We start from the raw sequence: 24274 nt of genomic DNA on the forward strand, positions 1-24274 counted from the left end.
CAATGTTACAAAAACAAGCCAACACTATAAGATTTTTATGTGCGGATATGGTGCAAAAAGCAAATTCAGGCCACCCAGGTGCTCCAATGGGTTTAGCAGATATTATAAGTGTTTTAAGTGCTCATTTAGTGCATAATCCAAAAGATCCTACATGGTTAAACCGCGATAGATTAGTCTTTTCAGGTGGTCATGCTAGTGCTTTGCTTTATAGCTTTTTACATTTGAGCGGTTATGATGTAAGTTTAGAAGATTTAAAAAATTTCCGTCAATTACACTCTAAAACCCCAGGTCATCCTGAAATTTTCACTCCAGGTGTTGAAATCGCCACAGGACCTTTAGGACAAGGCATTGCAAATGCGGTTGGTTTTGCTATGGCAGCTAAAAAAGCAAGTTTGCTTTTGGGTGAGGATATTATCAATCATAAAGTATATTGTTTATGCGGTGATGGAGATTTACAAGAAGGAATTTCTTATGAGGCTTGTTCTTTGGCAGGTGTGCATAACCTTGATAATTTAATCATCATTTATGATAGCAATAATATTTCAATTGAAGGTGATGTGGCTATTGCTTTTAATGAAAATGTAAAAGAGCGTTTTAGAGCGCAAAATTTTGAAGTACTTGAGATAGATGGGCATGATTTTGAGCAAATTGATTTAGCATTAAAAACTGCTAAAGAAAGCAAAAAGCCTTGTTTAATTATCGCTCATACTACCATAGCTAAAGGAGCTTTAGATCTTGAGGGAAGTCATCATTCTCACGGAGCACCTTTGGGTGAAGAGCTTATAAAAAAGGCAAAAGAGGCTTTAGGTTTTGATCCACAAAAAACTTTTGAAATCCCAGAAGAAGTTAAAATTCGCTTTAGTGGGGCAATAGAACTTGGGGATTTAGCACAAGCTAAATGGAATCAAAAAGTGCAAAATTTAAATGCAGAGAAGCAAGCATTGCTAAAAGAGCTTTTAGAGCCTGATTTTTCAAAAATACAATTTCCTGATTTTAAAGGACAAGATTTAGCTACTAGAGATAGCAATGGTATGATTTTAAATGCTATTGCTAAAGCCTTACCGGGATTTTTAGGTGGTAGTGCAGATTTAGGTCCATCAAATAAAACTGAACTCAAAGATATGGGCGATTTTCCAAATGGAAAAAATATCCACTATGGTATAAGAGAGCATGCAATGGCTGCTATATCAAATGCTTTTGCAAGATATGGTTTGTTTTTGCCTTATTGTGCTACTTTTTTTATATTTAGTGAGTATTTAAAACCTGCTGCAAGAATAGCAGCTTTGATGAGGGCTAAACACTTTTTCATCTTTACTCACGATAGTATAGGTGTAGGCGAAGATGGCCCAACACACCAACCTATAGAGCAGCTTAGCACTTTTAGAGCTATGCCAAATTCATTGACATTTAGAGTAGCTGATGGGGTTGAAAATGTAAAAGCATGGCAGATTGCACTTAAAACTAATATGCCAAGTGTTTTTGTTTTATCGCGTCAAAAGTTAAGTGCTTTAAGCGAGCCTGTTTTTGGAGATGTTGAAAATGGGGCTTATTTATTAGAAGAAAACGCAAATGCGCAATTTACACTTTTAGCAAGTGGTAGTGAAGTGTCATTATGTGTAAAAACAGCTAAGATTTTAAAAGAAAAAGGTGTGATTGCTAATGTGGTTTCTATGCCTTGTTATGAGTTATTCATCGCTCAAGAAAAATCTTATAAAGAAAGAATTTTACAAGGTAAGGTTATAGGCGTGGAAGCTGCAAATTCAAACGAGCTTTATAGAATTTGTGATGAGCTTTATGGTATAGAAAGTTTTGGTGAGAGTGGTAAAGATAAAGATGTATTTGAGCATTTTGGATTTAGTGAGGAGAAATTAAGCTCATATATTTTAAGTCTATGTAATGAAAAATAAAATAATCAAAGATGTTAAAAATCAAGAATGCATTTTTAGCGTCTTTGGTATATGGGATAAAACAAGCGTAGGAAAATTGGAAAAATTAGATTTTCCTACTCAAAAAAATATTATTTTTGATTTTGCAAATTTAGATTTTATAGATACTGCTGGGATTAGGTATTTTCTAGCTTTAGAAAATGAATTTAAGCAAAAAGGTTTTGAGCTTAGTAGGATAAATCTTAAAAGCGAGCATGCTAAGCTTTTTGAACTTTGTCAAAAACACTACAAAAGCTTTTGTGATTCTTATGAAGATAAAAAAACAATCAAAGATTTTTTTGAAAATTTAGGAAAGAAAGTTGCAAATTCTTTTACAATTTTAGTGCAGTTTTTAAATTTCATAGGACTTATTATTTATACTTGTTTTAAAACACTTTTAAACCCTAAAAAACTTCGCTTTAAGGCATTTTTATATCATGTAGAAAATAGCGCTATTAATGCTTTACCTATTATTATGCTAACTTCATTGCTTGTGGGTGTGGTGCTTGCTTATCAAGCTGCGTATCAACTTGCACAATTTGGAGCTAATATTTATATTGTTGATTTAATGGGAATTTCTGCCACTAGAGAGCTTGCACCATTAATTAGTGCTATTGTTATTGCAGGCAGGAGTGCAAGTTCTTATACAGCTCAAATTGGAGTAATGAAACTTACTGATGAAATTGATGCGATGAAAACTATGGGTTTTAAAGAAAGTGAATTTATCATTTTACCTAGAGTTTTAGCTTTAGCACTTGCTATGCCTTTGGTAGTAATAGTAGCTGATATTTTAAGTATTATAGGTGGAATTGTAGTTGCTTGGTTTAGTTTAGAAATTAGTGCGAGTGAGTTTATGAGTCGTTTTAAAGAAGCAGTGGAGCTAAAACATATTATCATAGGACTTATAAAAGCACCTATTTTTGGATTTTTGATTGCTTCTATTGCTTGTTTTAGAGGATTTTTTGTACAAAAAACTACCGAAAGCATAGGTGTTTATACGACAAAAAGTGTGGTAAATGCTATTTTTTGGGTGATAGCTTTTGATGCGATTTTCTCTGTATTTTTGACAAAGGCTGGATTTTGATTATAAAGGCTAAAAATATCAGCACTTATTTTGGAAGTAAATGTGTGCATGAAGATATTAGTTTTGAAGTGCAAGATAATGAAATTTTTGGCATTTTAGGTGGTAGTGGTAGTGGTAAATCTGTGCTTTTAAGACAAATGTTAATGCTTGAGCATTTTGATAAGGGAGAGTATGAAATTCTAGGCAAGAAATTAAAAAATATAAGCGATGAAGATGCTTTGTTTTTGCAAAAACAATGGGGTGTTGTTTTTCAATATGGAGCATTATTTAGCTTTTTTAATATACTTGAAAACATTAGCATACCTTTGGTTGAATACACAAAACTTAGCAAAAACGACATTAAAGAAATAGCTATGATGAAGCTTAAGATGGTAGGGCTTGATGAGAGCGTGGCAAAGCTTTATCCTAGTGAATTAAGTGGGGGTATGAAAAAAAGAGTGGCCATAGCTAGAGCTTTGGCACTTGATTCTAAATTACTTTTTTTAGATGAGCCAACTTCAGGGCTTGATCCTTATAGCTCAAGAGAATTTGATGAGTTACTTTTGAGTTTAAAACAAAGCTTTAAATTATGTGTAGTCTTAATTACTCATGATAAAGAGAGTATGAAAAATGTTTTAAACCGCTTTTTGATTATAGAAGAAAAAAAAGTTGGTTTTTTGGGAAATGTCGAGGCTTTGCAAGAGCAAAATCCAAGACTTTATGAGAGGTTTATGCAATAATGGAAAACAAAGCAAATTATATTTTGATTGGAATTTTTGTTTGTGTGTTATTTTTTATCAGTTTGTTTTTTATAGTGTGGTATGGAAATTTAAAAGATGAAAAATCATTCAAATATTATGAAATTTATATGGAAGAATCAGTTGCAGGACTTAGTGTAAAAGCTCCAGTTAAATTTTTAGGAGTAGATGTTGGAAGTGTTGAAAACATCAGTATAGATAGCTCAAGTAAGCAACTAAGAGTAAAAATTTTAGTTAAGCTTGATTCTAGTTTGGTTGTTAAAACAGATACTTATGCAAGTTTGCAAATTCAAGGCATAACAGGATTTAAATTTATTCAGCTTGCAGGAGGTAGTGAGGAAGCTAGTGTTTTGAGAGCAGGTGATGATGTTTATCCTATTATAAAATCAAAAGAAAGTTTTTTTGCAAGCATAGATAAGCAAACTTCAAATTTATTAGAACTAATCACAAGTTCAAAAATAAAATTAGAAAAACTCTTAAGTGATAAAAATTTAAAAAACATAGAGCAAATTTTGCAAAATTCATCAGAATTTTCTGCACATTTAAATGCTAATGTACCAGCATTCTTAGCAAATTTAAATAAAACAAGTTCTAAACTTGGCAAAAGTGCAGGTGAATTTTCAAATTTTTTAAACAATGCTAATGGCCAACTTAATGAGCTTAATAAAAGTAGAATGCTCTTAAATGAAAATTTGGATATTTTAAGAGTTTTGTTTTTAGATTTTACGCAATTACTAAATATTTTAAAGCAAAATCCTTCAGATATAATTTATAAAGATAAGGCTACTCAATATGCTCCAGGAGAATAAAATGAGATATTTATATATTAGTTTAATAGCTATTTTTTTTAGTGCTTGCTCTTTGATTAATCCAAGTCAAACTTTACCTGCAAATAAATATTTTAGTATTAATTTAGAAAAGCTAGAGCAAAGTCAAAATAAAAAAAATGCAACTATTATAGTTTCCTTACCTAAAGGCTTAGCTTATACTAATGAAATTTTTTATAAAAAAGATTATACTATCAATACCTATGCCTATCATTTTTGGAAAGAAAATCCTACTTTAATGATAAAATCTTTTTTGGAATTTCATTTGCAAGATTTAGGGGTATTTAAAGCAGTTTTAAATCAAGATAGTCTAGCTAGTGCTGATTATGTTTTAGAAAGTAAAGTGGATATTTTAGAGCAAGATTTTAGTGATGAGATGCATTCTAAAATAAAGTTTGGTATTAATTTAAATTTAGTGCAAATAAACACTAAAAAACTTATAGCGAGTAAGTACTTTTACTATGAAAAAGAATTAAATGATAATAATCCTCAAATTTTAATCCAAAACTATGATGAGGTTTTTTTGCTTTTTGCTAAAGATTTTAGAGTTTGGATAGATCAAAATTTGGAATAAAAAATGCTTTTCTTATTATAGCAATAACAAGGAAGGTGTATTATGAGAGATGAATTAGAAATCTTACAAAAACATTTAGGACAAGTAGGTTCAAGTATAGATGGTGCGAATTTAAAACATCAAACACAAAAATTTAGTGAAGATATTACTGATGCTAATGACTTTATAGGTGCTTTGCAAATTTTAGATTCTTCATTGAAAAAAATTTCAAAACTTCTAGAAGATAAAAACTATGAAGATGTGCAAGATAAAGTTTTAATTGCTAGTGAAAGTTTGAAAATAGTAGATAATTGCTCATTTTTAGGTAATGCTTTATTTGATAATAATTATAATGTAAATGTTGGTTCAAAGGCATTTGCTTTTGAAATTTATAATCCTTTAAAAATTTTAGAAACTAGTGATTATGAAGGTATGAAAGCTTATATAGTCGATAAAAGAGAAGAAATAGCTTCTATGCTTAGTGAGCTTGCAGTGGCTATTGCTACTTATAGTCCTAGTCAAAGTTTTGGCGGATCAAGCCATGATTTTATGGGTGATTTTGATTTTACTAAGCTTTTTAAATAACACTAAAGGCTAAAAAGCCTTTAGATTTTTATTTTATAACACCACATGCCATTCTAGCACCGCCACCGCCAAGTGCTGCAGGATGATCGCTGTGATTGTCTCCTCCAAAATGTATCATTAGAGCATGATTTTTAAGCTCATCAAGAGTTTTGATTTTTGGTGCTAATACAGGGTTAGTTGCTTTACCATCTTTTTCTACATAAAGTGGTGGTAAATCCCCTTTGTGACCTTTATCATCCCATGGGCTTGAGTGAGCATCTGTTTTTTCAGGATCCCAGTGTCCACCTGCTTTCATACCTAAACCTTTATCAGTTGCTCCACAATCAGCATTTGCATGAACATGAAAGCCATGAATTCCACTTTCTAAACCTTTAAGATTTGGATAAAATGCTACCCCATAAGGAGTTTGTACTGCTACAACTTCGCCTGCATCTTTATTAGCTTTTTTATCAAGAATTTCCATTTTGATAACTAAATGATCTTTTTGTGCTTTTGGATTAAAATTTTCTAAATTTGCTCCAAATAAAAAGCTTGATGCTAGTAAAGAACCTAGAATGATTTTTTTCATTTTTTCTCCTTTTTTTAATTGAAATTAATTATATTGTAACATAAATTCTTAATAAAAAATATTTTTTATTGTATTATATACATAATCAAAAAACTTATAAAAAGGTATATATGTTAATTTTTCCAAAAGATCTTGAAAAAATCAGTCAAAATGTTTTGAAAAATACTTTTTTTTCTTTATGTTGGTATCAAAAAGATTTTTCAAATGATAAAAATCAAGAAGTTGTATTTAAAGATTATGCTTTAGTATTTATTTTAAAAGGTTCTAAAAGTATTTATACTATGGATAATCAGTTTAATGTAAAAAAAGATGAGCTTGTGTTTTTTACAAAAAATTCTTTTTCCATTAGAGATTATTTAAATGATGAAAATATATATGAATCTATTATTTTGTGTTTTAAGGAAAGTATTTTAATAGAACTTATTTTTAAATATCAAGAATTAATTTGTAAATTAGATTCTCCAAAATATGCTAAAAGTTTATTTAGTTTAAAAACTAATCTGATAACTAAAGGTATTTTCGAGTCTTTCTTACCTTGTATAAATGAATTTAATGAGAAAAATGAATATCTGCTTAGATTAAAATTTGAAGAATTATTTTTGTCTTTATTATATAGTGAAGATAATGCAGAGTTTTTAGCTTTTTTAAAAGCCATTTTAAGTGGTTTTAAATTAGAGCTTTATAAGATGTTTGCATATTGTCAAAATGACTTTGAAAGTGTAGCTTCTATGGCCAAATTTAGTAAAATGGATATAGCAAGTTTTAGTCGTAATTTTAAACAAAGTTTTGGTATTACTCCTAAAGAATGGCTTGATAATAAGCGTTTTGAAAGAGCTAAATTTTTACTTGAATTTTCTACGAAAAATATCACTCAAATTTGTTATGAACTTGGATTTAATTCTCCTGCTTGGTTTATAGCAAGATATAAAAAAAGATATGGCATTACCCCAAAACAAGAACAAAAGTCAAAAAACTTATATTTTTTATCTTAAAAATGATAGATTTTATTTTGGTTTTTTATTAGAATTTGTTAATAAAATTTAAGAAAGGTAACAATTATGAAAAAAAGTATTTTAACTTTGGCCTTATTTGCATTTTGCAGCGCAAATGCTTTAGAGGTTCAAGAATTTAAAGGTTTTGCACATCCTGAAAGTGTATATGTAGATAAAAATGCAGTTTATGTATCTAATGTAGGAAAAGAGCTAACTCCATTAAATAAAGACAATGATGGTTTTATTTCAAAATTAGATAAAGATGGAAAAATTTTGGAATTAGAATTTATAAAAGGCCTTAATGCTCCAAAAGGTATGTCTGAAATAGGTGATGTTTTATATGTGGTTGATATTGATATTTTATATGGTTTTGATATAAAAAATAAAAAAGAAATTTTCAAACTTCCTATAAAAAATGCGGTATTTTTAAATGATATTGCTGTGTTAAATAATGACACATTATTAGTTAGTGACACAGGTACAGGATACATTCACAAAGTATTTTTAAAGGATAAAAAATATGAAAACTTTATCCATTTAGATTCAAAATATGGTGGCCCAAATGGATTGTTGATAGATAAAAATACTTTATTTGTAGCAGGTTATGATCCAAGTGATAAAGCGGGTGGGAAAATCATTAGTATTGATTTAAATTCAAAGAAAATTCAAGAATTAAGCAAAAAAATAGAACAATTTGATGGCATTGTGTATGATAAAAATAAAAATCTTTTAGTGTCAAGTTGGGGTAAAAATCTTCAAGGATATATTTATACTCTAAAAGATAATAAAGAAATAAAACTTGATTTGGCTTCTATAAAAGGTCCTGCAGATATGTTTTTTGATGGTGAGTATTTATGGGTGCCAAAAATGGCAGAAAATGCTTTAATTAAAGTAAAAATATAAAAACTTTTAAGCCTTTGGGCTTAAAAGTCAAATAATTCCCCAAGCCAACTTTCTTTTTTCTTGTATTTATAGCCGTTATTATGATGGTAGTTTGCTTGTTGGTTATAATTTTGTTGTTGAGGTTGTTGTGTACTTTGAGAAGAATTTCTTTCTATGATTTTATCAAGCTCACCACGATCAAGCCAAACACCACGGCATTTTGGACAATAATCAATTTCAACTCCATTTCTTTCGCTCATCAATAAGTCAGTATTTACACAAACTGGACAAGTCATTGTATTCCTTTTTTGAAAATTTTTGAAAGTATATAAGTTTTAAGTAAATTAAGGGTTTAAATTCCAATCAATAAGACTTTTACCAAGTTTTGATAAAATTTCATTACTTTTTGAAAAATGCTTGCAACCTAAAAAAGCATTTCTTGCTAAAGGCGAAGGATGTGCTGCTTCTAGGATAAAGTGTTTTTGAGGGTTGATTAAATTTTTTTTATTTTTAGCATAATTTCCCCAAAGTAAAAATATCAATCCTTCTTTTTCATTGCTAAGTTTTGATATAACCGCATCGGTAAATTTTTGCCAACCAAAATGTGCATGTGAAGCAGGTTTATTTGCTTCTACACTTAAAATAGAATTTAAAAGTAAAATTCCTTGTTTAGCCCATTTACTTAAATCACCATGTTTTGCTATAGGGATGTTTAAATCATCTTGCAATTCTTTATAGATATTAAGTAAAGATGGGGGAATTTTAACACCCATTGGCACGCTAAAGCTCAAACCCATGGCTTGATGAGGGTTGTGGTAAGGATCTTGTCCTAAAAGTATGATTTTTAAATCTTGTAAAGGGGTTAGATTAAAAGCATTAAAGATTAAATTCGCGGGTGGATATATAGTTTTTCTTTCATTTAAAGCATTGATATAATGAGTTTTTATTTCTAAAAAATAAGGCTTTAAAAACTCTTCTTTTAAAAATTCCTTCCAAGCGTTATCTATTTTAATTTTTTCTAAGCAAATTTCCATTTTTATCCCTACCAAGAAAGTATAAATTCACTTCCTTTATCTTTTTTACTCAAAACTTTTATGTTGATATTGTTTTTATCGGCTATTTGTTTGACTAAATTTAAGCCTATGCCAAAACCACCTTGGTCTTGATTAAAGCGTTTGTAGCGTGTAAAAATTTGAGTAATTTCTTTAGCACTCATACCTTGACCTTCATCTTTAATACTAAGTGTTTTTTCTTTTAAACAAATAAAGATTTTTTTATTAGTATTGGTGTATTTTATGGCATTGCTTAAAAGATTGTCAAGTAAAATTTGCATTTCTTCTTTATTTGCATAGAAATTTTGCTCTAAAAGCTCTTTTTCAATGATGAGATTTTTTTGAGAGATTAAAGTGTCAAAATATTCTAATCTTTGTTCTAAAAGCTCTTTTAAATTTATATCTTCTTTTGTATTTTCTTTTTGTAAGAAAAAATTTAAGGCTATGAGGTTTTGATAGATATGATTTAAATTTTTACTTGCTAGTTTGATATGATTTAGTTTTTTAGTGTTATTTGGATTTAAATTTGTATCATCAAATTTTTTAATACTAGCTAAAATCACGCTCAAAGGTGTGTTAATTTCATGCGTGGTATCTTTAATAAAATCATTGAGTGTTTTAAATTGTTCTTTGATATTTTTAAAAACAAGCAAGATGAGTATATAAGCAATTATAGCAAGTAGTAAAATACATATAAGTGTATAAAAAATAGTTTTTAATTTTAGTTTCCAAAGTTCATTAGCATAATCGTTAATATCTAAATTATTGTAATTATCTTTGCGGTATTGTTCTTTTTTAAAGCCAAGATCTTCCGTTTCTATAATGATATGGATATTTTTATGTCTCAAAAAATGAGAATGGTGTTTTGGCTTTCTTAAATTACTCGTATCTATATAAGTATTAAGATTTCTAATCCTTGAAAAATCTATGAATAATCTTTTGTTTTCGTTGTAAATAAAGTTGTTTTCTTTAAGCTGTGTTAATATTTTTAAAGCATCAAAAGTTAAATTACTAAAAATGATTTGATTGTTTGCAACAATAGCAAATTGAGTATTTATTTTTTTAGAAATATAAGAAAAATCATCTTTGTTTAATAAATTTTTATCGTGTCTTGCTTCGATGATATTTTGTAAAATATAATTATAGTGAGTGTATGAGTGTGTGATTTGATTTAGTCGTATATAATTTGCTTCTTTTTGATAAAAAGTAATAAAAAAAATCGTTAAAAATACGCCACTTGTGATGATATAAAGGGCTAGGATTTTAAAAATGGTATTATTAAAGTTTTCACTTTTCATTTTCTAGCCTAATGGCATAGCCTATATTTCTTTGATTGATGATAAGGTCTTTACCAAGAATTTTTCTTAAATTCTTGATATACACTCTAAGGCTCATGATCACAGGCTCTTCATCTAAACTCCAAATTTCGTCAAAAATAGTTTCTATATTTACAAAATGAGGGCGTTTTTTTAAAAGTAAAGCTAGGAGTTCTTTTTCTTTATTAGTTAGGTTGATAATTTCTTCATTTTGATAAAGGGTTTTATTGATAGGATCAAAAGAAATATTTTTTGAAGAGCTAAGTAAGATTAAGTCTTCCTTTTGATGACTAAAATTTCTTTTAATGATATTTTTTACACGGATAATTAACTCATCAACATCAAAAGGCTTTTTAATATAATCATCACAACCTGATAAAAATCCTTGTTTTACATCATCAAGCATGGATAAAGAAGTTAAAAATATAGCAGGAGTGTTTTTAGCACTTTCTCTTAATTCCTTTAATACTTCAAAACCATTGCCTTTTGGAACTTTAACATCAAAAATCCAAAGATCAAAATTTTCTTCATAAGCTTTTTCTAGTGCCTCTTGTGCATCATATACACAAGAGACTTTAAAACCTTCATCGCTTAAGGCTTCATTGATGATTTCATTTAAGCTTAAATCATCTTCTAAGAGTAGAATTTTTGCTGCCATTTTATCTCATTGAGCAATTTCCATGATTTGCACCATGCCCTTGATGATTCATTTTATGGGCTTTGTGTTCATTTTTATTATAATGATGTAAATTTAAATCTCGTATTTCTTTGCCACTCATTTCATCGGTTAGTTTTTGCATATCTTCTTGAACGATAGCCTTTCTTTGACTTCTTTCTTGAGGAGAAAGTTTAGAGATGTTTTCGCGTAAGTTACTTTTAAATTGTTGATGAAAAACTTTTGCGTCTTTGTATTTCATCTCATTCATTCTCTTTTTCATTTCTATAATTAAGTCAGCTTGATCTTGTGCTTTTACGCTTTTTGCAAGATTTAAAATTTCATCATTGCTTTTTTTGGAAAAATCAGCACTAAATGCCAAAGAGGCTGCTAAAGAACCCATAATAAATAAACCTATAATTTTTTTCATTTTTTCTCCTTTAAATTAATGATGAGAAATTATAAAAACCCAAGATAAAGCCAAAATAAAATTTATTGACAAACAAAAAGCACATTAGCTTTTAAGCTTTGCTTTTCATTTTTAATAACAGGAAGCACTACACTATCTGCACTAGCTGCTAAACTTGGAGAATTGTATTTGATATTACAACTATCAAAATGAACATTTTTTACTATGCAAGTTTTTGTTAAAGTTTTAGAATAATATTGAGCTTTTTCAAAAGCTTTTTTAAGCGCAAGATCGTATAAATCTTCTTTGTTTGCTTCTAAGGTTGCTTCGTCAAATCCTGCTTGCAAGGCTTTAGTATTAAAAGAAATTAAAGTATTAGTATTGCTGATATTTTCTATATCTTTTATAAGATTTTCATAGTCTTTATTTTTATTTTGTGGGATTTGACAAGTGAAATTAGAATACAATCTATACCCATTAAGTGTTTTTACTCCTTGATAATAATTATAACTTGGCTCTAAAGTATAACTTCCACCTTTACAATAGTCTTCTTTGGCAATACGATCTGAAATTTCTTTGAAAGTTTTAGCAATATGATTTTTTTCATCACTAGAGATGATAGTTTTTTTACTAAGTTCTTCGCTCGCGCTAAAATTTAAAACAGCATTAAAAACATTTGGCATGATTTCATTTGATACTTCTATATTTCTTGAAAATTCTACATTTTGTTTATTATGATTTTTTAAACCTAAAAATTCAGTATTAAAAACTACTCCTAGTACAAACAATACTAAACAAAGTAATCCTAATCCTAAACCTTTTAAAAAACTTTTCATTTTTACTCCTTTTTAAAAATATTTTTTTAATTTTAACATAAAGCTTTTAAGAATAGATTGTATAATTTTTAAAAACAAAGAAAGTTTTAATGCGAAAAATTCATGAAAGTATTTTAAAATGGTATAACGAGAATGGTAGAAAAAACCTTCCTTGGCGTATTTTGCATAAAGAATATAGAAAATATGGTAGCGAGGATGATTTAAAAAAGCTAAAAAATATTGACAATGCTTATGCTGTTTATATTAGCGAGATTATGTTACAACAAACTCAAGTAAAGAGTGTTTTGCAAAATTATTATTTTCAGTTTTTAGCTAAATTTCCTTCTTTAAAAGCGCTTTCTATGGCAAGCGAAGATGAGGTTTTAAAAGCTTGGCAAGGACTTGGGTATTATACTAGAGCTAGGAATATACATAAATGTGCAAAAATTTGTGTGCAAGAATTTAATGCAAAATTACCATTTGACATAAAAGAGCTTCAAAAACTTCCTGGTATTGGAGAATATACAGCTGGTGCTATAGCTTGTTTTGGTTTTTTACAAGCTAAAGCTTTTGTGGATGCAAATATTAAAAGAGTTTTGAGTAGATTTTATAGTTTGCAAAATCCAAACTCTAAACTTTTAACGCAAAAAGCAAAAGAGTTTTTAAACTATGATAATGCATTTGATCATAATCAAGCTTTGTTGGATATAGGGGCTTTGATTTGTTTACCTAAAAATGCAAAATGCAAGCTTTGCCCCATAGAGAGTTTTTGTAGTGGAAAAAATGAATATGAAAAATTTCATGTATCTAAAAAAACTCAATATGAAAATATTATTTTAAATATACTCATAGTGCAAAAAAATGAGCAGTTTTTGCTTATCAAAAGTAAAGAAAAGCTATATTTTAATATGTATAATTTTTTAGAATACAATAAAGAAAAAAATGCAAAATTTATAGGTGAATTTAAACACTCTTACACCAAATATAAAATTAATGCCAAGGTGTATTTTTTAAAAGATGATGATTTTGAAGATTTCAAAGCAAAAGCATTTTCTTATAAAGAATTAGAACATCTTGCACTTTCAAAACTTGCCTTAAAAGCGTTTGAGCTTTTTAAAAAGAGTGATTATGCATTTTGAGAAAATTTATATAGAATTAAGTGATATTTGTGGATTAAAATGTGATTTTTGTCCTAGTCAAAAAGCGCAAAGAAAACAAATGAGCCTTGAAAATTTTGAAAAAATTTGCAAAAGTGTGCATAGTCATGCCAAGCTTTTTACTTTTCATGTGCTTGGAGATCCTTTAAGGGTTTTAAATTTAAAAGAGTATCTAAAAATAGCTTTTAAATTTAATATGCAAATAGAACTTACTACAAGTGGGTTTTATTTTGATGATGAGAAAATAAAACTTGTTTTAGATTCTAAAAACATACGACAAATCAATATTTCTTTGGGTGCTTTTTTATCTCAAAGTAGAATGAGTTTAAAAGAATACTTTGAGCCTGTTTTAAAACTTATTTTTTTGCACTTGGAAAATAAAAACAATTCTTTTATCAATTTAAGACTTTGGAATTTAGATAAAAATTTCAACCCACCTTTAGAAAATGAGAAAATTTATGATTTTTTAGAGCAAAATTTTAAAGTAAAAATTCAAAAGCAAAAAGTTAAAAATCGCCTAGAAAGGCATGTTATATTACACCAAGCTAAGCTTTTTAAATGGCCTTCTTTGAAAGATGGGGTTATTAGGGAGAATGGGTATTGTCATGCTTTAAATGGACAAATTGCTATTTTAAGCGATGGAACTTTAGTGCCTTGTTGTTTGGATACTAAAGGGGATATAAAACTTGGAAATTGTTTTGAAAAAGATTTTAGCGAGCTTTTAAATTCGTCTTTATATATAGAATTAAAAGAAGGCTTCAAGCAAGGAATTTTAAAAGCGGATCTTTGCAAAAGATGTGAGTTTTTGCAATTTAAAAACTGATTTTCCTTGCTCGGACAATTATGATTTCAGGAAATTCTTCATCTAAAAAAGGTTCTTCAAAAAATCCATCTATGATAAAACCATTTTTAAAACAAGTGTTGAAAATTTCTTCCAAAGAACGGTGGTAGTAGTGATGTTTTACAGGTTGTTTTTCAAATGCATACCCAAGATAATTATGCGGACTAAGATATTTTTTAGTTAATGTTACAAAACAAGGATGTTGAGTAGCAAAAACAAAAATTCCATTTTCTTTTAGTAGAAAATAAAGACTTTTAAATAAGGGCTGGATATTTTCCATATCCATGATAGCCATATTTGAAACAGCTTTGCTAAAGGTGTGTTTTTTAGCTAAATTTTGCAAAGTTAATTCATCGCTAGCGTCTATGGTTTGAAAATGAATTTTATGTAGAAAATTTTTCCATCTTTGTTTTGCTAATTTTATCATTTGATCACTATAATCAAAAGCATAAACATTTATGTTGTATTTTTTGCACATATAAGCGGAAAAATTTCCATTTCCACAAGCAATATCTAGAATATAATCATCATCTTGCATGTTTAGCAATTCTTCAACTTTAGGACGCACAACTTTTTTATGAAATTCATTAGAATCATCTCCCATTTGTACATCCCAAAATTTTGCATTAATATCCCATGCTTTTTGCATTTTAAAAACCTAAATTAACTCCACCTTCATTGTTGATTTGATAGTTTGCATCCAAACCATGTTCTATTTCTTCTTCTTTGTCATTGTCTTTAGAATGTTTAAAAATATCTTCGGTAATTTTTGTAGCTATACCTCTAAGGGCTTTTTGTTTGCTTGATTTGCTTGTAGAACTCATTTTAAATTCTAGGGTATTGGAAGCTTTGATTTGAGTTGTAGCAAATTCTATCAAACGATAATCAATGTTAATATTATAAGTTTGAGTGTTAATTTCATTTTGTGTTTGTGTTATTTTAGGATTTAAAATAAGTAAAAAATCAGCCCCTAAAACATTATAAAGCTTAACAAGTTCATCATCGCTTGCATTTTTTATAAGTAAAGATTTTTCTTGATTATAAAGATCAAGATTTGCTCTATCTAAAATTCTAAATTTTTTACTTTGGAGCAAAACGCTTAAAAGCTCTTGTTCAAATTTAGCCGAAAGTTCATCTTTAACTTTATTGATGATAATTAGCGAACTTTTATCTTCAAGATTTTTTTCACTATAAAGTTTTTTGTAAATCACAACTTTTGCATGGAATTCATTTTGATTTGTTTGAGTTAAAGATTTAATATCATAGCTATTAAAAACTCCATTGCTAACTAAGTCTATTTCTTCATCATAACCTATATTGAAATTTCCATTAAAGCTAAATTCGAATTTTTTAAGCTTAACTTGTTTTAAACCCTCCATTTTCCCAAGAGCTTCATTGATGGCATTTTTTATTGCTTCACTTCTTGTATTTCCAAAACCCTCACCATAACTTTCTTTGTTTAAAGCGCTTTGTGCTTGACAAAAATAAACAAGAGCGAAAAAAAGAATTAGTAGTTTTTTTACCATGTTACACTCTTGCTTTTACCTGTTTTATCAATAGTTTTTTCATCTTCCCAAAAAGCTAAACCGCTAGTTAAATCTGTAAGAATTAAATGGAAAAAATATTCAGTTTGGATTTTGCCATTATAAAGTTTAACGGTATCTTGTCTGATTTTACCAGAAAGTGAGAAATTTGGGGCCAAAAGTGTGCCTTTTTTAGCTATGGAATTTTGATTAAATTCTTCATTGTCTCTTAAATCTCTTACATCATGAGATAAACTATCTTTTGCTCCACCTGCTGCTACAGCGGTTGTTAGTATAAATTTACCAGATTTTCTTAATGCTATGGTAATTTTCGAAGTGAGTTTATCTGTGTCTATTCTTTGCGGGGTGTCATTGATGATTTTTCCTATGGCAATAACTTTTCTATTAGAGCTATTTAAATTTGCAAAAGCAGGATCACTAAGCAAGCTTTGTATCATATCTTCAGCAGTTTTTTCAAAATCTTCTCTATCAAGTCCTAAAGTAAGTGCGTTTCCTTGAACTTTTTGCGAAGCTTTACCATCAGTATATTTTGGTTGTGAAGAACAAGCACTGAAAATCAAAAGCGCAAAAACCATAAAAAATAAACTTTTTTTCATTTTATCTCCTTATTTTTCTTTAATTTTGTAAATAATATTTGAATTTGGCACAAAAGATCTTATAAGAACAATATAATTTTTATCTTTTTCTAGCCCATCTTCAAAGATTATTTTTTCTTTATCATCATAAATTTTAACTAAACCTTCATTTTTTAGCATTAAAATACTAGCACTTTTTGGTAAAGCTTGCCATATTCTAAGATCTGCTTTATTGATTAAAGCAGTGCTAACAGTGCTAATAAATGATAAAAAGCCACTAGAATCATTATTAGCTATGGCTAAATTAATTGAAGTTTTAAGAGCGCTTGAGGCTAGGGTTTTCATCACCATAGAGGGTAAAAGAGTTTTAAATTCACTTGCTATAATATCATCAAAATAAATTAAATTTTGTGTTTTTTCATCTTGGCTTTGCAAGAATTTATAAGAAGCATTTCTTGATTTTAAATAAGCAAAAGCTACACTAATATTTGCAAGATTATCATTAAAAACAAATGGCAGGGTAAGATCAAATTCTTCTTTTGTAGCACTAAAACCATCTTCATAAATGATAAAAATATATTTTTGTTGAGGGAAGGATGTTTTTAAATGAGTGAATTTTTCAAATACTTGAAATTGTTTTTGAAGTTGTTTGTTTTTTACATCGCTTAATGCTACTTCTTTTAAAAGATCATAAGCTTTAATATAATCTTTATCAAAAAAGAAAAATAAAGCACTAAGATAACTAGCATAGATATTAGTATAATTTTTATTTGCGTTAAATGTGCTAAGAAGATTGTCATATTGTTTATAGATAGGGTTTAAATTTTGCTTAAAACTCGCATATGTTTTTTTATCTTTTTGAAGCTCTTTTTGGTATTCTTCTTGAGCTTTTTGTATATAATCATAAAAATATTCTTTCATTCTATCTTGTCTGTATAAAGCTCTGTTAAACTCTACTCTTGCATTTTTAAAATCTCCCAAGCTCATATAATTTAAACCTTTGTAGGTATTTAGCATAATCCTTTCGTAAAAATAACCTTGATAATCATTGATGGTGTCATTAAGTAAAATTTCGCTAAAATTTCTTGTGGCTTTCTGAAGCCCGTTTTGTAAATCTACATCATATTTGTAAGCCTCTTCTGCTTTATCAAAAAAAGCATTACTTTTTTCATAATCTTTACAAACTCTTGCTAAAGAGGCTAAATTTAACCCTGTGTATATAGTGTCTTTGTCTGCATTTTTTAAAGTTAAAGTATTTTCATCACATTGTTTGTTTATAAAGGCTTTTTCATAAGATAAATTAACATTAGCATGATTTGAACAAGCACTTAAAAAAAGTAAAATAAAAAGATAAAAACAAGAGTAAAAAAGCTTCATAAAATCCCTTTTTTAGTATAAATTTAAAAAAATAAGTTATAATTTTCATTTTTAGAGAGGTGTCCGAGTGGTCGAAGGAGCACGCCTGGAACGCGTGTGTGGGGTAACTCACCGAGGGTTCGAATCCCTTCCTCTCTGCCACTATGCACTTTTATTATACTGACTTCCTATGTAATCTTGTGATGAATTTTGTGTGTATGATTTTATGGCTTTAGAATTTGGATTTGCTTTTTTATCGTCTTCGTCTTTATTTTTATCATTTTGAGTCTTTGATTCTTCTGCTTTTATTTTAGCTTGCTCGGTGCGCGCATCATTTTGCATTTGCATAGCATTAGCTGCTACTTTATAATCTTGGGGGCTAGGATCAGCTGGTGCCATAGCTGCAGCAATTACTTGCATAGCATTGGCTATAGTTTCTTCAGGAGTATTGCCTTTTTGCATTCTTATAGGCACTTCTCCTTCAACTGCATACATTTTATTATCAGGACCTCTTGTATAGCCAAAACTTGCAGCTCCTGCTAAGGCTCCACCTGCTGCTTGGTGGGCTGCTTCATGAGCCCTTACTTCTCTGTCGATTTTTTCAAGCTCTCGTACCTGTTTTACTTCTTCGCTACTTAAGTCTTTACCATTAACTTTTTGAGTTTTTTCATCTTTTTCTTGATCATTTTTATTTTCTTTTGTTTGCTGTGGGTTTTCTTTTTCAGAAATATTTTCTTTTGTTTGTTCTTTGTCTTTGTTTTGATAAGGATTTTGCGTATAAAAGGTACCGCCATAACTTGAGCTAATTTGCATTAAAATCCTTTTTAAATATAATTTTATATTTTTAGCACAAAAAAGTTAAAAAATATATAAAATTTATAAAATAAGTATTTTATAAAATGTTAAGCAAAATAAAGTATAATTTTAACTTCTTTTTATGTCAGGGTAGCTCAGCTGGCTAGAGCGCTGGTCTCATAAGCCGGAGGTCGGGAGTTCAAGTCTCCCCCTTGACACCACTTAAAATATCTTTTTAATGTTATATTTATTTTTATATTTTCTAAATTAGCTTTCAAGAATACTTATAAGTATAGTTTTTGATTATATATTAATTTATTGTAATGCCCTTATTTTACAAGGACATTAAAAATTTAGTGACCTAGGATATGGATTGGGTCTGTGTAGCCGTGCACTAGAGTTTCTTTTCTAGATTTATCATATTGATAGTGCAAAGTAAAAGTAGCATTTAAAATCTTCAATAATCATATTGATTAAGTTCTTCTTGAGTGCCAAGTAGCATTAATATATCGTTTAAATAAGCGGTATTTTCTAGATTTGGCATAATGCTCCAAGTATCATGTTGTTTGTGTGCAATGACTTTTAAATTTTGTCCAATGGATTGCAAAGTTTTCCCCGCTAAATTCTCATCGATTAAAAGTTTTGCTACCTTTATGGTGTTGGCTGAAAGATCTATGATTTCAAAATTTGGATTAGTGATAAGAATTTTAGCCAAACGCTTTGCAGATTCTTTTTCAGGATAGATGACTTTATTAACCCCAAGTTTTGAAAGAATTTGTCCATGTGTAGAAGAATTTGCTTTAGCTATGATATTTTTTACCCCTATTTCTTTTAAGGCCATGAAGGTAAGTATGCTTGATTCTAGATTTTCACCTATACTAAGTATGACAACATCAGCATTTGAATAGCCCGCTTCTTTCAAAGCTATGGTGTGAGTAGAATCTAAGATATAAGCAAAATCCGCATGATCTTGCAACTCTTTAACAGCTTCTTCATCAATATCTGAAACAATAACTCTTTTGCCTTGGTCAATAAGTTCTTTTGCTAAAACAGAGCCAAATCTTCCAAGTCCTATAATACCATAAGTTTCTTTTTTCATAGTATGATTTTTCCTTTTGGATAATTTAAATATTTTTCTTTTTCTTTAAAAAATATACTAAATAAAAACGCAAGCACACCCACTCTACCGCTAAGCATTAGTAAAATAACAATAAGTTTGCTTTCGGAGCTAAAAAGCGCACTAAGTGATAAGGTCCCACCATCGCCAACTGAAACACCTACTGTGGCAAATGCTGAACTTGTTTCAAAAAGCAAAGGTAAAAAACTTTTATCATCTTCAATCAAAGATAAAAGCAACACGCAGGTAATAATATAAACAATTGAACTTACTGCTATAATGAAAGCTTTATTAATAGTTTCGCTTGGAATTTCAAAGTTAAAAATTCTTGCATTACTATCTTTGATACTCCAATATGCATAAATTAATAGTACCGCAATAGTAGTTACTTTAATGCCCCCTGCAGTTCCACCTGGTGCACCACCTACAATCATAAACAAAGATCCAAAAAATAAGCTTGCATCCTTAAAGGTGCTAAGATCAAGAGTATTAAATCCTGCAGTTCGGTAATTTACCGCTGTAAAATATGCACTCATAATTTTATCAAAAAGAGAAAATTCTCCTATGCTTTTTGGGTTATGATATTCAAATAAAAACACAATCAAACTTGCAAAAATGATTAGTATAATAGTGGAAATTAAAACAAGCTTTGTATGCAGACTTAGACTAGCAAAGCGTTTTTTTGAAAAAAAGTATAATTCTAGCAATACAAAATAGCCCAAACCGCCAATAATAATCAAAGAGGTAATGATAAAGTTAATCCAAAAATCATCCCTATAAGGCATTAAGCCACTTTCAAATATGCTAAAACCTGCATTATTAAAAGCAGAAATGGAGTGAAAAATACTAGCCCATAGAGCATCAGTTAAATTCATATCTAATTTAAATCTTAAAAATAATAAAACAGCACCAACAATTTCAATAGCAAATACAAAAAATAAAACCTTTTTCAAAAATCCTACAAGCCCATCAGCACCAGGATAAATTAAGGATTCTCTTAAAAGATTTTTTTCTCCAAAACTCATCTTTTTCCGTACTAAAATATATAAAGCCATGGCTATACTCATATAACCTAAACCACCTATTTGGATAAGTAGTAAAATAACAAGCTGTCCATAAAAACTAAAATCTAATGAAGTATTTAGCACAATGAGTCCTGTCATACTTACAGCTGAAGCACTGGTAAAAAATGCATCTAAAAAAGATATTGGTTTAGTGTGCATAATGGGTAGCATAAGGATGAAAGTGCCAAAAAGAGCTATAAGTATATAACCTATAAATAAGATTCTTATATTATTTCTATCTAAAGATAATTTTGCCATTTTATTTCTTTAAAAATTAAAAAAATATTCTACTTAAAATTAGTTAATAAGTAAAAGAAGAAAACTTTCCGCTAAAAGCGGAAAGTAAGAGCATTAAAGCATTCCTACTGCTAAAAATCCTAATGAAACAGCAATAGCAATAGCTAATACACCCGGGATAAAGAATGCGTGATTAAATATAAATTTTCCAATTCTTGTTGTACCTGTATCATCCATTTGAACTGCACCTAATAAAGTAGGATAGGTTGGAAGTACAAAAAGTGCTGAAACAGCAGCAAAACAAGCAACTAGCATATAAGAGTCGCTAGGATTTGTAGCTGAAATTCCTAATGCAGCAACGATAACTGGGACAATAGCTTTTGCAGTAGCTGCTTGAGAGTATAAAAGCATACTAGCAAAGAAGAAAGCAACTGCAAGCATAGCAGGAGTTTGTTTAACCCATTCACCCGCTACTTCTTTAATACCTGCTTCATGGCCTGCAACGAAAGTATTTCCAAGCCAAGCAACACCAAATACACATACACAAGCTGTCATACCTGATTTAAATACACTTGTATCTAAAATTTTTGCAGGTTCAACTTTACATAAGAATGTAATTAAAGTTGCAGCAGTTAATAAAAAGCTCATAATTGCAGCATCTCTTGGGATAACTACAGGATCAATCCATTTAATATTATTAGAAATTGCAGTAGCATAAAGAACAACTGCTAATACCGTAAATAAAAATATAGCAACTGAAAGTTTTGCACCCGGTTTATCTTCACTATGTAAAACATCTGAAGCACTTTTTACAAGACCAGCTTTTAAGCGTTCTTGATATACAGGGTCTTTGCTAAGATCCATTGGAGTAATTAAACTTACAATAAAAGCTGTAATCATACAAGCAGCAAAAGTAGTTACAATCCAAATTCCAATTAATGCAGGATAGTTCCAACCAAGTGGCTCTAATACACCAGTCATATAAACAACAGCAGCACTAACTGGAGAAGCTGTAATACCAATTTGTGAAGCAACAACCATTAATGAAAGTGGAGCTGATGGCTTAATATTTTGAGATTTTGCAACATCAATAACAACAGGCATTAATGAAAATACTGCATTACCAGTACCTGCTAAAATAGTAAGTAACCAACCGCAAGCTGGTGCAAGATAATTAATGAATTTTGGGTGTTTACGCAAAATTCTTTCAGTAACTTTTACCATGTAGTCTAAGCCACCTGCTTGTTGCATTGCAGAAATCGCAGCAATAGCAGCAGCGATGATTAAAATAACATCCCAAGGAATATTACCTGGCTTCATGCCTAAAACAAGACCTAAAATAACAACACCCAAACCTCCGGCATAGCCTATTGCTATGCCTCCAAGGCGGATACCTATGAATATTGCCCCAAGGAAGACAACAAGTTGTAAAATAATCATAATATCCATGATTAAACTCCTAAGTTATTAAGCTTTTCTTTTTTCTGTCATATGAGGATTTAACATATTTTCTGGTGTTAAAATCTCATCAATTTTTTCTTTTGGTAAATAGCCTCTTTCAAGACAAATATCACCTACTGCTTTTCCAGTTTCTAGAGCTTCTTTTGCAATACTTGCAGATTTTTCATAACCTAAAACAGGATTAAATGCAGTCACGATTCCGATTGAATTTAATACAAGTTTTTTGCAGTTTTCAGGGTTTGCTTTTAATCCTTTAATAGCTTTTTCAGCTAAAGTTTTCATTGCATTTTCAAGCAATACGATCGAGTTAAATAACCCATAAGCAATGCCTGGCTCAAAAGCATTAAGTTCAAATTCACCTCTTTCAGAGCAAAGCATAATAGTAACATCATTACCTATAACTTCATAGCAAGCTTCGCCAACTGCTTCGCAAATTACAGGGTTTACTTTACCTGGCATAATAGAACTACCCGGTTGCATAGCAGGCAAACTAATTTCAGCTAGACCGCATCTTGGACCTGAATTCATCAACCTTAAATCATTTGCGATTTTAGATAATCTTACAGCCGCAGTTTTTAATGCGCCACTTACATGTACAAAATCAGCTGTATCTTGAGTAGCTGCAATGAAATCTTCAGCAGGTTTAAAATCAACACCAGTGATTTCTTTTAATTTTTTCTCAACCACAAATTTATAATCAGGGTGGCAATTAATTCCTGTTCCAATAGCTGTAGCACCTAAATTTAAATAGCTCATTGACTCACGAGCTGCTGTGATCTTTTCAATATCACTTTTAATATAGCTAGCAAAAGCATTGAAAGTGTTTCCTAAGGTTGTAGGAACCGCATCTTCAAGTTCTGTTCTACCCATTTTGATGATATCTTTGTATTCTTTAGCTTTAGCTTCTAATTCAGCTTTTAAACCTTCCATAGCTTTTAAAAGATCACTAAGTTTTGCATAGGTTGCTACTTTGATTGAGCTTGGATAGGTATCGTTTGTAGATTGACCTAAATTTGTATGATCATTTGGGTGAAGGTATTGATATTCTCCTTTTTTATGACCCATACTTTCAAGAGCAATATTTGTGATAACTTCGTTAGTGTTCATATTTGTGCTAGTACCAGCACCACCTTGGATCATATCCACAACAAATTGATCTAAAAATTCACCAGCAATCAATCTATCGCAAGCTTTAGCAATAGCATCAGCTTTATCTGCATCAAGAACTCCAACTTCTTTGTTAGCTAGAGCAGCTGCTTTTTTAACTTGAGCAAAAGCTTTTACAAAATAAGGATAATCTTGCAGTCTTCTACCACTCATATTGAAGTTTTCTAGTGCTCTAAAAGTTTGCACTCCATAATAAACTTCATCAGAAATTTCTAACTCACCAATAAAGTCGTGTTCTTTTCTTGTTCCCATGATGTACTCCTTGTGGGTTTTATTTAAGTTTCGTTTATGAACTTAATAGGTATTATATAACAATTTTTTATAAAAGTTTCATAAAATTTTCTAATTTTTTCTAATTTTAATAAAAATATATAAAATAATATAAAGTATTGATATTCATTTTCTAAATAGTGGATATTTTATGAATAATTTTATTTATAATGATATTAATTATATTTATTTTTTGTATATTTTTTTGAAGTATTTGTTGAAGTTATGATTGTAATGGGTATGATTTTTCAGATAATTTGATTATAAGCTATCATCTTAACACTTAAAAC

At 29.5% G+C, this 24274-nt stretch carries 26 protein-coding genes and 2 tRNA genes; 12 read left to right on the forward strand and 16 right to left on the reverse strand.

The window, feature by feature from the left end:
* The first annotated feature begins 2 nt into the window (after positions 1 to 2).
* The 6 genes from tkt to L8U37_RS02105 are packed head-to-tail and all read left to right on the forward strand — an operon-like array spanning position 3 to position 5711.
* Complete coding sequence (gene tkt / locus L8U37_RS02080) at positions 3 to 1907, forward strand: transketolase (protein ID WP_263728461.1); 1905 nt, start codon at positions 3 to 5, stop codon at positions 1905 to 1907.
* A 1-nt stretch (position 1908) separates the two neighbouring features.
* The gene (locus L8U37_RS02085) at positions 1909 to 3009 is read left to right on the forward strand and encodes an MlaE family lipid ABC transporter permease subunit (RefSeq protein WP_393921358.1); all 1101 of its coding nucleotides are present in this window, start codon (positions 1909 to 1911) and stop codon (positions 3007 to 3009) included.
* A complete protein-coding gene (locus L8U37_RS02090) occupies positions 3006 to 3728 on the forward strand; it encodes an ABC transporter ATP-binding protein (RefSeq protein WP_263665361.1) in 723 nt (240 codons plus the stop codon). Before L8U37_RS02085 ends, L8U37_RS02090 begins: the two co-directional genes overlap by 4 nt.
* Positions 3728 to 4555, forward strand: a complete 828-nt coding sequence (locus L8U37_RS02095; RefSeq protein WP_263728462.1) for an MlaD family protein — start codon at positions 3728 to 3730, stop codon at positions 4553 to 4555. The genes L8U37_RS02090 and L8U37_RS02095 overlap by 1 nt, the downstream gene beginning before the upstream one ends.
* 1 nt (position 4556) lies before the next feature.
* Complete coding sequence (locus L8U37_RS02100) at positions 4557 to 5147, forward strand: hypothetical protein (RefSeq protein ID WP_263728464.1); 591 nt, start codon at positions 4557 to 4559, stop codon at positions 5145 to 5147.
* Positions 5148 to 5189: 42 nt separating this feature from the next.
* Positions 5190 to 5711: a flagellar FLiS export co-chaperone gene (locus tag L8U37_RS02105; protein ID WP_133319168.1), complete on the forward strand. Its 522-nt coding sequence runs from the start codon at positions 5190 to 5192 to the stop codon at positions 5709 to 5711.
* A 28-nt stretch (positions 5712 to 5739) separates the two neighbouring features.
* On the opposite strand, the gene L8U37_RS02110 is transcribed toward L8U37_RS02105, so the two are convergent.
* On the reverse strand, positions 5740 to 6279 hold the full coding sequence (locus L8U37_RS02110) for a superoxide dismutase family protein (RefSeq protein ID WP_133319169.1): 540 nt from the start codon (positions 6277 to 6279) through the stop codon (positions 5740 to 5742).
* A gap of 110 nt (positions 6280 to 6389) precedes the next feature.
* On the opposite strand from L8U37_RS02110, the gene L8U37_RS02115 reads away from it, so the two are divergent.
* Together L8U37_RS02115 and L8U37_RS02120 are read left to right on the forward strand one after the other, a co-directional pair.
* Entirely contained in the window at positions 6390 to 7271 is an 882-nt protein-coding gene (locus tag L8U37_RS02115; RefSeq protein WP_133319170.1) for a helix-turn-helix domain-containing protein, read from the forward strand.
* A 66-nt stretch (positions 7272 to 7337) separates the two neighbouring features.
* Positions 7338 to 8174: an ATP-binding protein gene (locus L8U37_RS02120; RefSeq protein ID WP_263728465.1), complete on the forward strand. Its 837-nt coding sequence runs from the start codon at positions 7338 to 7340 to the stop codon at positions 8172 to 8174.
* A gap of 20 nt (positions 8175 to 8194) precedes the next feature.
* Here L8U37_RS02120 and L8U37_RS02125 read toward each other — a convergent pair whose 3' ends face one another.
* The 6 genes from L8U37_RS02125 to L8U37_RS02150 form a co-directional block, all read right to left on the reverse strand.
* A complete protein-coding gene (locus L8U37_RS02125; protein ID WP_133319172.1) occupies positions 8195 to 8449 on the reverse strand; it encodes a zf-TFIIB domain-containing protein in 255 nt (84 codons plus the stop codon).
* Between the two features lie 48 nt (positions 8450 to 8497).
* Positions 8498 to 9187: a uracil-DNA glycosylase gene (gene ung, locus L8U37_RS02130; RefSeq protein WP_220567033.1), complete on the reverse strand. Its 690-nt coding sequence runs from the start codon at positions 9185 to 9187 to the stop codon at positions 8498 to 8500.
* An 8-nt stretch (positions 9188 to 9195) separates the two neighbouring features.
* The gene (locus L8U37_RS02135) at positions 9196 to 10503 is read right to left on the reverse strand and encodes a sensor histidine kinase (protein WP_263664483.1); all 1308 of its coding nucleotides are present in this window, start codon (positions 10501 to 10503) and stop codon (positions 9196 to 9198) included.
* Complete coding sequence (locus L8U37_RS02140; RefSeq protein ID WP_263661454.1) at positions 10493 to 11179, reverse strand: response regulator transcription factor; 687 nt, start codon at positions 11177 to 11179, stop codon at positions 10493 to 10495. Before L8U37_RS02140 ends, L8U37_RS02135 begins: the two co-directional genes overlap by 11 nt.
* 1 nt (position 11180) lies before the next feature.
* Positions 11181 to 11606, reverse strand: coding sequence for a DUF1104 domain-containing protein (locus tag L8U37_RS02145; RefSeq protein WP_258108242.1), 426 nt, complete (start codon positions 11604 to 11606; stop codon positions 11181 to 11183).
* Positions 11607 to 11668: 62 nt separating this feature from the next.
* Positions 11669 to 12421 (reverse strand): SIMPL domain-containing protein, encoded by a 753-nt coding sequence (locus L8U37_RS02150; RefSeq protein WP_263660360.1) that lies wholly within the window; start codon positions 12419 to 12421, stop codon positions 11669 to 11671.
* An 89-nt stretch (positions 12422 to 12510) separates the two neighbouring features.
* Between L8U37_RS02150 and mutY the strand changes: the two genes are divergently transcribed.
* Together mutY and L8U37_RS02160 are read left to right on the forward strand one after the other, a co-directional pair.
* Positions 12511 to 13539 carry an A/G-specific adenine glycosylase gene (mutY, locus tag L8U37_RS02155; RefSeq protein ID WP_263661456.1) on the forward strand — a complete coding sequence of 343 codons (1029 nt, stop codon included), beginning with the start codon at positions 12511 to 12513 and terminating at the stop codon, positions 13537 to 13539.
* On the forward strand, positions 13529 to 14380 hold the full coding sequence (locus L8U37_RS02160; protein ID WP_263728466.1) for a radical SAM/SPASM domain-containing protein: 852 nt from the start codon (positions 13529 to 13531) through the stop codon (positions 14378 to 14380). Before mutY ends, L8U37_RS02160 begins: the two co-directional genes overlap by 11 nt.
* Here the strand turns inward: L8U37_RS02160 and L8U37_RS02165 are convergent.
* The 4 genes from L8U37_RS02165 to L8U37_RS02180 are packed head-to-tail and all read right to left on the reverse strand — an operon-like array spanning position 14370 to position 17894.
* Positions 14370 to 15047 carry a class I SAM-dependent methyltransferase gene (locus tag L8U37_RS02165; protein WP_263728467.1) on the reverse strand — a complete coding sequence of 226 codons (678 nt, stop codon included), beginning with the start codon at positions 15045 to 15047 and terminating at the stop codon, positions 14370 to 14372. The genes L8U37_RS02160 and L8U37_RS02165 overlap by 11 nt on opposite strands.
* A gap of 1 nt (position 15048) precedes the next feature.
* Positions 15049 to 15924 carry a CsgG/HfaB family protein gene (locus tag L8U37_RS02170; RefSeq protein ID WP_243705634.1) on the reverse strand — a complete coding sequence of 292 codons (876 nt, stop codon included), beginning with the start codon at positions 15922 to 15924 and terminating at the stop codon, positions 15049 to 15051.
* On the reverse strand, positions 15918 to 16538 hold the full coding sequence (gene lpoB / locus L8U37_RS02175) for a penicillin-binding protein activator LpoB (protein WP_133319180.1): 621 nt from the start codon (positions 16536 to 16538) through the stop codon (positions 15918 to 15920). The genes L8U37_RS02170 and lpoB overlap by 7 nt, the downstream gene beginning before the upstream one ends.
* 9 nt (positions 16539 to 16547) lie before the next feature.
* Entirely contained in the window at positions 16548 to 17894 is a 1347-nt protein-coding gene (locus L8U37_RS02180; RefSeq protein WP_263728468.1) for a hypothetical protein, read from the reverse strand.
* A gap of 53 nt (positions 17895 to 17947) precedes the next feature.
* Here L8U37_RS02180 and L8U37_RS02185 point away from each other — a divergent pair.
* Positions 17948 to 18035 (forward strand) — tRNA-Ser (locus L8U37_RS02185).
* Here L8U37_RS02185 and L8U37_RS02190 read toward each other — a convergent pair.
* Positions 18036 to 18686, reverse strand: coding sequence for a putative metalloprotease CJM1_0395 family protein (locus L8U37_RS02190; RefSeq protein WP_263728469.1), 651 nt, complete (start codon positions 18684 to 18686; stop codon positions 18036 to 18038).
* A 126-nt stretch (positions 18687 to 18812) separates the two neighbouring features.
* On the opposite strand from L8U37_RS02190, the gene L8U37_RS02195 reads away from it, so the two are divergent.
* A tRNA-Met gene (locus tag L8U37_RS02195) sits at positions 18813 to 18889 on the forward strand.
* 236 nt (positions 18890 to 19125) lie between these two features.
* On the opposite strand, the gene L8U37_RS02200 is transcribed toward L8U37_RS02195, so the two are convergent.
* From L8U37_RS02200 to L8U37_RS02215, 4 genes are all read right to left on the reverse strand, one after another.
* On the reverse strand, positions 19126 to 19767 hold the full coding sequence (locus tag L8U37_RS02200; protein ID WP_133319183.1) for a potassium channel family protein: 642 nt from the start codon (positions 19765 to 19767) through the stop codon (positions 19126 to 19128).
* Positions 19764 to 21107 (reverse strand): TrkH family potassium uptake protein, encoded by a 1344-nt coding sequence (locus L8U37_RS02205; protein ID WP_133319184.1) that lies wholly within the window; start codon positions 21105 to 21107, stop codon positions 19764 to 19766. The genes L8U37_RS02200 and L8U37_RS02205 overlap by 4 nt, the downstream gene beginning before the upstream one ends.
* A gap of 93 nt (positions 21108 to 21200) precedes the next feature.
* Positions 21201 to 22535: an anaerobic C4-dicarboxylate transporter gene (locus L8U37_RS02210; RefSeq protein WP_263728470.1), complete on the reverse strand. Its 1335-nt coding sequence runs from the start codon at positions 22533 to 22535 to the stop codon at positions 21201 to 21203.
* Positions 22536 to 22553: 18 nt separating this feature from the next.
* Complete coding sequence (locus tag L8U37_RS02215; protein ID WP_263661463.1) at positions 22554 to 23966, reverse strand: aspartate ammonia-lyase; 1413 nt, start codon at positions 23964 to 23966, stop codon at positions 22554 to 22556.
* Between the last annotated feature and the right edge of the window lie 308 nt (positions 23967 to 24274).

The sequence above is a fragment of the Campylobacter sp. RKI_CA19_01122 genome, assembly GCF_025771325.1.
GTDB classification, from domain to species: domain Bacteria; phylum Campylobacterota; class Campylobacteria; order Campylobacterales; family Campylobacteraceae; genus Campylobacter_D; species Campylobacter_D lari_D.

What these genes read in the sequence shown, in the direction of transcription:
- L8U37_RS02190 (WP_263728469.1), bottom strand. Translation starts at nt 18,686, where the DNA reads ATGCAAATTAGCTCAAGTTATGGCGGTACCTTTTATACGCAAAATCCT.
- L8U37_RS02160 (WP_263728466.1), top strand. Translation starts at nt 13,529, where the DNA reads ATGCATTTTGAGAAAATTTATATAGAATTAAGTGATATTTGTGGATTA.
- L8U37_RS02095 (WP_263728462.1), top strand. Translation starts at nt 3,728, where the DNA reads ATGGAAAACAAAGCAAATTATATTTTGATTGGAATTTTTGTTTGTGTG.
- L8U37_RS02200 (WP_133319183.1), bottom strand. Translation starts at nt 19,767, where the DNA reads ATGAAAAAAGAAACTTATGGTATTATAGGACTTGGAAGATTTGGCTCT.
- L8U37_RS02170 (WP_243705634.1), bottom strand. Translation starts at nt 15,924, where the DNA reads ATGGTAAAAAAACTACTAATTCTTTTTTTCGCTCTTGTTTATTTTTGT.
- ung (WP_220567033.1), bottom strand. Translation starts at nt 9,187, where the DNA reads ATGGAAATTTGCTTAGAAAAAATTAAAATAGATAACGCTTGGAAGGAA.
- L8U37_RS02105 (WP_133319168.1), top strand. Translation starts at nt 5,190, where the DNA reads ATGAGAGATGAATTAGAAATCTTACAAAAACATTTAGGACAAGTAGGT.
- L8U37_RS02135 (WP_263664483.1), bottom strand. Translation starts at nt 10,503, where the DNA reads ATGAAAAGTGAAAACTTTAATAATACCATTTTTAAAATCCTAGCCCTT.
- mutY (WP_263661456.1), top strand. Translation starts at nt 12,511, where the DNA reads ATGCGAAAAATTCATGAAAGTATTTTAAAATGGTATAACGAGAATGGT.
- L8U37_RS02140 (WP_263661454.1), bottom strand. Translation starts at nt 11,179, where the DNA reads ATGGCAGCAAAAATTCTACTCTTAGAAGATGATTTAAGCTTAAATGAA.
- L8U37_RS02205 (WP_133319184.1), bottom strand. Translation starts at nt 21,107, where the DNA reads ATGGCAAAATTATCTTTAGATAGAAATAATATAAGAATCTTATTTATA.
- L8U37_RS02145 (WP_258108242.1), bottom strand. Translation starts at nt 11,606, where the DNA reads ATGAAAAAAATTATAGGTTTATTTATTATGGGTTCTTTAGCAGCCTCT.
- L8U37_RS02210 (WP_263728470.1), bottom strand. Translation starts at nt 22,535, where the DNA reads ATGGATATTATGATTATTTTACAACTTGTTGTCTTCCTTGGGGCAATA.
- L8U37_RS02125 (WP_133319172.1), bottom strand. Translation starts at nt 8,449, where the DNA reads ATGACTTGTCCAGTTTGTGTAAATACTGACTTATTGATGAGCGAAAGA.
- L8U37_RS02215 (WP_263661463.1), bottom strand. Translation starts at nt 23,966, where the DNA reads ATGGGAACAAGAAAAGAACACGACTTTATTGGTGAGTTAGAAATTTCT.
- L8U37_RS02115 (WP_133319170.1), top strand. Translation starts at nt 6,390, where the DNA reads ATGTTAATTTTTCCAAAAGATCTTGAAAAAATCAGTCAAAATGTTTTG.
- L8U37_RS02165 (WP_263728467.1), bottom strand. Translation starts at nt 15,047, where the DNA reads ATGCAAAAAGCATGGGATATTAATGCAAAATTTTGGGATGTACAAATG.
- tkt (WP_263728461.1), top strand. Translation starts at nt 3, where the DNA reads ATGTTACAAAAACAAGCCAACACTATAAGATTTTTATGTGCGGATATG.
- L8U37_RS02150 (WP_263660360.1), bottom strand. Translation starts at nt 12,421, where the DNA reads ATGAAAAGTTTTTTAAAAGGTTTAGGATTAGGATTACTTTGTTTAGTA.
- L8U37_RS02100 (WP_263728464.1), top strand. Translation starts at nt 4,557, where the DNA reads ATGAGATATTTATATATTAGTTTAATAGCTATTTTTTTTAGTGCTTGC.
- lpoB (WP_133319180.1), bottom strand. Translation starts at nt 16,538, where the DNA reads ATGAAAAAAAGTTTATTTTTTATGGTTTTTGCGCTTTTGATTTTCAGT.
- L8U37_RS02180 (WP_263728468.1), bottom strand. Translation starts at nt 17,894, where the DNA reads ATGAAGCTTTTTTACTCTTGTTTTTATCTTTTTATTTTACTTTTTTTA.
- L8U37_RS02120 (WP_263728465.1), top strand. Translation starts at nt 7,338, where the DNA reads ATGAAAAAAAGTATTTTAACTTTGGCCTTATTTGCATTTTGCAGCGCA.
- L8U37_RS02110 (WP_133319169.1), bottom strand. Translation starts at nt 6,279, where the DNA reads ATGAAAAAAATCATTCTAGGTTCTTTACTAGCATCAAGCTTTTTATTT.